Annotated in this window: 3 protein-coding genes; 2 read left to right on the forward strand and 1 reads right to left on the reverse strand. The window is 60.6% G+C overall.

The genetic code is table 11. From position 1 onward, the window contains the following. Nucleotides 1–131 precede the first annotated feature (131 nt). Together LQK83_RS16290 and clpB are read left to right on the forward strand one after the other, a co-directional pair. Nucleotides 132–776: a DUF4167 domain-containing protein gene (locus tag LQK83_RS16290; RefSeq protein ID WP_230838439.1), complete on the forward strand. Its 645-nt coding sequence runs from the start codon at nt 132–134 to the stop codon at nt 774–776. A gap of 187 nt (nt 777–963) precedes the next feature. Further along, entirely contained in the window at nt 964–3,567 is a 2,604-nt protein-coding gene (gene clpB / locus LQK83_RS16295; protein ID WP_230838440.1) for an ATP-dependent chaperone ClpB, read from the forward strand. Between the two features lie 77 nt (nt 3,568–3,644). Here clpB and LQK83_RS16300 read toward each other — a convergent pair whose 3' ends face one another. Further along, a complete protein-coding gene (locus LQK83_RS16300) occupies nt 3,645–5,585 on the reverse strand; it encodes a M23 family metallopeptidase (protein ID WP_230838441.1) in 1,941 nt (646 codons plus the stop codon). Between the last annotated feature and the right edge of the window lie 415 nt (nt 5,586–6,000).

A 6,000-nucleotide genomic window follows, 5' to 3' on the forward strand; every position in this document is an offset into this window, starting at 1 on the left:
GTTCAATAACTCACAAGCGGCAAGAAGGTGCGGTCACGCGCGAACGCTGCGGCTCGCAAGTCCTGTCTCATAGACAGAGCAGGCCGGAGCCATTTTGTGGTCATTTAGAAAGAAGTTCAGGTGAGCCATCGATGAGGCCAGGACAGCAGAACAAACGCGGTCGCGGGCGTAACAACAATAACAACAACAATAATAACAATAACAACAACAATGGAAATATGCGCAAGGGTTCCAACCCTCTGACGCGGACCTATGACAGCTCCGGACCGGACGTCAAGATTCGCGGGACCGCGCAGCATATCGCCGAGAAATACGCGCAGCTTGCCCGTGATGCCCAGAGCTCCGGGGACCGGGTGATGGCGGAGAACTATCTCCAGCACGCCGAACACTATAACCGTATCATCGCAAGCGCCCAGGCGCAGATGCAGGAACGCTTCCAGCGCGACGACCGCAACGATTATGCGGATCGAGACGAGGACGATAACGGTTCGGACGCCGCACCGGTACAGCAGTCGCAGCCGCAGCAGCGTTCGCATCAGCCGACCGCGCCGCAGGCGGAACAGCCCTATGACGGTAGCGGTCCGCAGCCCGATATCGAAGGTATTCCTGCCGAGGTCATCCTGGGCGAAGAGGCTCCCGCGGAAGCCGCCGCCGAGCAGGAGCCGCGTCAGCGTCGTCCCCGCCGTCCGCAGCGCCGTCGGCAGAATGCAGCTGCCGAAGGCGAAGCCAGCGAGGCTCCGGCGGAGCAGCCTGCGCTTGCCGAAGCCGGCGAATGACGAATATCAAACCTTCAGGGTTCTACGATCCCCGGGACGAAAGTTCCGGGGATTTTTGCATTTAAAGCTCTTTAAAAACGCGGCGCCGCGCCCATATCTCACATCGAAGGTTCGCCTATCAGGGAGCCTATCTCAAACCCGTCGATCCGTGCCTCAGCGAGGGCGGAACGAGGAACGGAGGACAGACATGAATATCGAGAAATATTCCGAGCGCGTGCGCGGTTTCCTGCAATCGGCTCAAACCGGCGCTCTTGCTGCCGGACACCAGCAATTCACCGCCGAACATGTGCTGAAAGTGCTTCTGGATGACGACCAGGGCATGGCTTCGGCGCTTATCCAGAAGGCGGGCGGCGATCCGCGCGAGGCGCGCATTGCCAATGATGCAGCGCTTGCCAAGCTTCCGAAAGTTTCGGGCGGCAACGGTCAGGTCTACCTGTCTCAGCCGCTGGCCAAGGTTTTCGCAACGGCTGAAGAGGCCGCCAAGAAGGCCGGCGACAGTTTCGTGACCGTCGAACGTCTGCTTCAGGCGCTCAGCATCGAGTCTTCGGCTTCCACATCGGCGACCTTGAAGAAGGCCGGTGTGACGCCGCAGGCACTCAACCAGGCCATCAACGATGTCCGCAAGGGGCGCACCGCCGATAGCGCCAATGCCGAACAGGGCTTTGACGCGCTGAAGAAATATGCCCGTGATCTCACCGCGGATGCCCGTGACGGCAAACTCGATCCGGTCATTGGCCGCGACGATGAAATCCGTCGCGCGATCCAGGTCCTGTCGCGCCGCACGAAGAACAATCCGGTTCTGATCGGTGAGCCCGGCGTCGGCAAGACGGCGATCGCCGAAGGTCTGGCCCTGCGCATCATCAATGGTGACGTGCCGGAATCGCTGCGCGACAAGAAGCTGATGGCGCTCGATATGGGCGCGCTGATTGCCGGCGCGAAGTATCGTGGCGAATTCGAAGAACGTCTGAAGGCCGTGCTTTCGGAAGTGCAGTCGGAAAATGGCGATATCATCCTGTTCATCGATGAGATGCACACGCTGGTCGGAGCCGGCAAGGCCGATGGCGCGATGGATGCGTCCAACCTGCTGAAGCCTGCTCTGGCGCGCGGCGAGTTGCATTGCGTTGGTGCGACCACGCTCGATGAATATCGCAAGCATGTCGAGAAGGATGCGGCCCTTGCCCGCCGGTTCCAGCCTGTGATGGTTTCCGAGCCGACGGTCGAGGATACGATCTCGATCCTGCGCGGTCTGAAGGAAAAATACGAGCAGCATCACAAGGTCCGGATTTCGGACTCGGCGCTGGTTGCCTCCGCCGTGCTCTCGAACCGCTACATCACCGATCGCTTCCTGCCGGACAAGGCCATCGATCTGATGGACGAGGCCGCATCGCGGTTGCGCATGCAGGTGGATTCGAAGCCCGAAGAGCTGGACGAACTCGATCGACGCATCATCCAGATGAAGATCGAGCGCGAAGCGCTGAAGAAGGAAACCGATACAGCCTCAAAGGACCGGCTCGAAAAGCTGGAGCACGATCTCTCCGATCTGGAAGAGCGCGCCAATGCGCTGACCGCCCGCTGGCAGGCCGAAAAGCAGAAACTGGGTCATGCCGCCGAACTCAAGCGTAAGCTTGATGAGGCCCGCAACGAGTTGGCGATTGCCCAGCGCAACGGCGAATTCCAGAAGGCCGGCGAGCTTGCCTATGGCGTGATCCCCGGTCTCGAAAAGGAGCTCAAGACTGCCGAAGAGCATGACGGTTCCGGCGCGGAGGCCATGGTTCAGGAGGTCGTGACCCCAGACAATGTCGCGCAGGTCGTTTCCCGCTGGACTGGAATTCCGGTCGACAAGATGCTGGAAGGCGAGCGCGACAAGCTGTTGCGCATGGAAGACGAACTCGCCAAGTGGGTCGTCGGTCAGGGCGATGCGGTTCAGGCCGTCTCGCGGGCGGTTCGCCGTGCGCGGGCCGGTCTGCAGGACCCGAACCGGCCGATCGGCTCGTTCATGTTCTTAGGGCCAACCGGCGTCGGCAAGACCGAGCTCACGAAGGCCTTGGCGCGCTTCCTCTTCGACGAGGAGTCGGCGATCGTGCGTATCGACATGTCGGAATACATGGAGAAGCACTCGGTCTCGCGGCTCATCGGCGCACCGCCCGGCTATGTCGGCTATGACGAAGGCGGCGCCCTGACGGAAGCCGTTCGGCGCCGGCCCTATCAGGTCGTGCTGTTCGACGAGATCGAGAAGGCGCATCCGGATGTGTTCAACGTGCTGTTGCAGGTTCTGGACGACGGTCGCCTGACCGACGGGCAGGGCCGGACGGTGGACTTCAAGAACACGATCATCATCATGACCTCGAACCTTGGGTCGGAGTTCCTGACCGGGCTCGGCGAAAACGAGGACACCGACAGTGTTCGCGAACAGGTGATGGGTGTCGTGCGGATGAACTTCCGTCCGGAGTTCCTGAACCGCGTCGACGAGATCATCCTGTTCCACCGGCTGCGCCGCAAGGAAATGGGCACCATCGTAGATATTCAGATGGGCCGGCTCGTCAAGCTGCTCGCCGATCGCAAGATCGCGATCACGCTGGACGAAACCGCACGCGAATGGCTGGGCGACAAGGGTTACGACCCGGTTTATGGCGCAAGGCCGCTCAAGCGCGCGATCCAGAAGTATCTTCAGGATCCGTTGGCCGAAAAGATCCTTTCGGGCGATATCCCGGATGGGTCTGCAGTTACGGTGAGTGCGGGTTCGGATCGCCTGATCTTCGTGGCGGGCGAGACAATCAGCCAGGCGGCGTAATCGGAGCCGCGCAGCGCAATGAAAACACAGATGCCCTCGGCGCAAGCCGGGGGCATTTTTATGTCATGTCATGGGAATCAGTTGCTCGCGATGTTCCAGTCTTCGTGACCGAGCAGTGCGTCGATGCGCTTGCGCTCGGCGCCGAACCTGGCCAGTGCGTCGCCTCCAAGCGATTTGCCGTCGGGCAGGCGGATCTTCAGCGGGTCAACCTTGTTGCCGTTGACGATCATTTCGTAATGCAGGTGCGGGCCGGTTGACTGGCCGGTCGTGCCGATCCAGCCGATGACCTGCCCCTGGTGGATCTTGGCGCCTTCCACGACATCCTTGGCGATCGCGCTCTGGTGGTTGTAGGAGGTTTCGTAGCCGTTGGCATGACGAATGATCGTCTGGTTGCCGTAGCCGCCGCGGTCCCAGCCGGCTTTTTCGACCACGCCATTGCCGGTTGCGATAATGGGTGTGCCCTTCGGCGCAGCCCAGTCCACGCCGGTATGCATGCGCATGTAACCCAGGATCGGGTGGCGGCGCATGCCGAAACCGGACTTGAAGATGCCGCCGGGAACCGGGTTGCGCAGCAGGAACTGATGGATGCTTTTCCCGTCCGGGCCGTAATAGTCGACGCTGTCGTCGGTCGGGTCCTGGAAGCGGTATAGCCGCGTCTCGTTGTCCCCGAACTTGGCGTAGAGGAACAGCAGTTCCGAATTCTTGGTCACCTTGCCGTTCTGGTCCGCAACCGAGAAGAAAGCTTCCAGCTTGTCGGTCGGACGCAGCTGTGCCTGGAAATCCACCGTATTCGCAAGAAGTTTCACGATCTGCGTCGCGAGGTCCAGACCCATTCCGTAGGAGAGGGCAGCGCGGTAGATGCCGTCATAGACGCTTGGCAGGTCGGAGCCCGCTTGCGGCGCCAGCATGTTGTTGTCAAGCGCCGAGGCCATGGCCTTGATGACCGGCGGCGCAGTGCCTTGCACAAAGGCGCCCTTGTCGTCGAGGGCGATCGTCACCTGATGCTGGTCGCGCTCATAGATGCTGGCGCGGACGATTTTCAGGTCTTCGCCGGTCTGCATGATACCGACACGCAGGATATTGCCGTCACGCAGCTTGTCGCCGCCGAAAACAGCAGCGAGATTATGGGCCACCAGATCCGCCTGCTTTTTCGAATAGCCATTCGCGGCGAGGGCCGAGGCAATATCGGTGTCGGACCGGACCGGGATGATGTCATCGGCATATTCAGGCGTCGCGGTGTTGCGCGCCTCTGGCGCTGCCACCGACATGTTGGACTCGATGACCTTCGCCGTCAGCCCGGAGGTGATATCCAGTGCGCTGTTGCTGGCTGCAAACCGTCGCGGATCGACATAGTAGAGGGACGCAACCTGGCTGTTGCCATCGGTCAGGACCGATCCGTTGGTGCGAACGGTCTCTTCGATTTCCTCCAGCGTCATTGGCGGGGCATAGTTGAACCCGGTTTCCTTGGTCGGGAAGTCAGCTGTTTCGAGGCTTACTTCGGATTCGACATCCGAGCCATAGATCTGTCCGGTGCTGATCGCCGGCACGGCCGGCTTGGTTCCGGAAGAGAAGATCGCCAGGGCATCGAAAGCCGGATAGGATTCCTGTGTGGAATGGGCTGCCGCCAGCGCCATCTTCACATGTTCGAAGGGCTGGCGCCGAACCACTTCCTTGCCGCCCTGCTGGATCATGGTCGAAACCTCCATGATCTGCTTGTCGGCAGGCTTGGCGGCAATGCTCGTCGCGACCAGGCGACCGCCGCGCTTGGCGACGAGTGGCCCGTCCTCGCTGTCATCGCGCAGACTGGCATAGGCCTCCGCAGGAATTGCGAGCTGCCGGCGTCCGTCGAGTGCGGCGGTGAGTGCTACCCCCATCAGGATCGTGCTTGTAATGCCGGTGAGGAAGGTGCCAGATAGCCAGCGGAACGAAATCTCGCGCCGGTCGGGCGCACGACGCCCATCAGCGAGCAGCGCGGGCTCGCTTCCGAGCAGCCGAGTCAGTTCCCTGCCGTCTGTCATTCAGTGTCCGCCTGGCCCAGTTATTTTCTTGTTATGTAACATCTGCCTTGTGTGCGCGCGTGAGTCAAACGCTCTGCGACGGCACGTCCGGCAGACCATAGCAAAACCCCATTTCCCGTGTGAACATGTTCATGCCTGCCAATTGTGAAAATCCGGGGGCAACGGAGGCGCTGAAGCGGGCGGCGGGGGCTCCCAAAGCGGGGTTCCCGAGGTTCTATCACCAAAACGTTTTAAGAATCATACACTTATTTAATTTCTTCATTTTTTTGTTTTGTTGGTGTTGACTGTTTTGGGGGTGTGGGTCTATAAGGCGGTCACTGACGAGGGCGGCGGCGCTGCTAGCGACTGACGAGCTCGTCCTTGAGAAAATCTTCTGATGGTTGCGAGAGTGACTGGGGCCTGGATTGCGGTTTGG

The sequence above is a fragment of the Rhizobium sp. C1 genome, assembly GCF_021026335.1.
Classification (GTDB): Bacteria; Pseudomonadota; Alphaproteobacteria; order Rhizobiales; family Rhizobiaceae; genus Ensifer_A.

Coding starts and splice junctions, on each gene's coding strand:
- LQK83_RS16300 (WP_230838441.1), bottom strand. CDS start 5,585: ATGACAGACGGCAGGGAACTGACTCGGCTGCTCGGAAGCGAGCCCGCG.
- LQK83_RS16290 (WP_230838439.1), top strand. CDS start 132: ATGAGGCCAGGACAGCAGAACAAACGCGGTCGCGGGCGTAACAACAAT.
- clpB (WP_230838440.1), top strand. CDS start 964: ATGAATATCGAGAAATATTCCGAGCGCGTGCGCGGTTTCCTGCAATCG.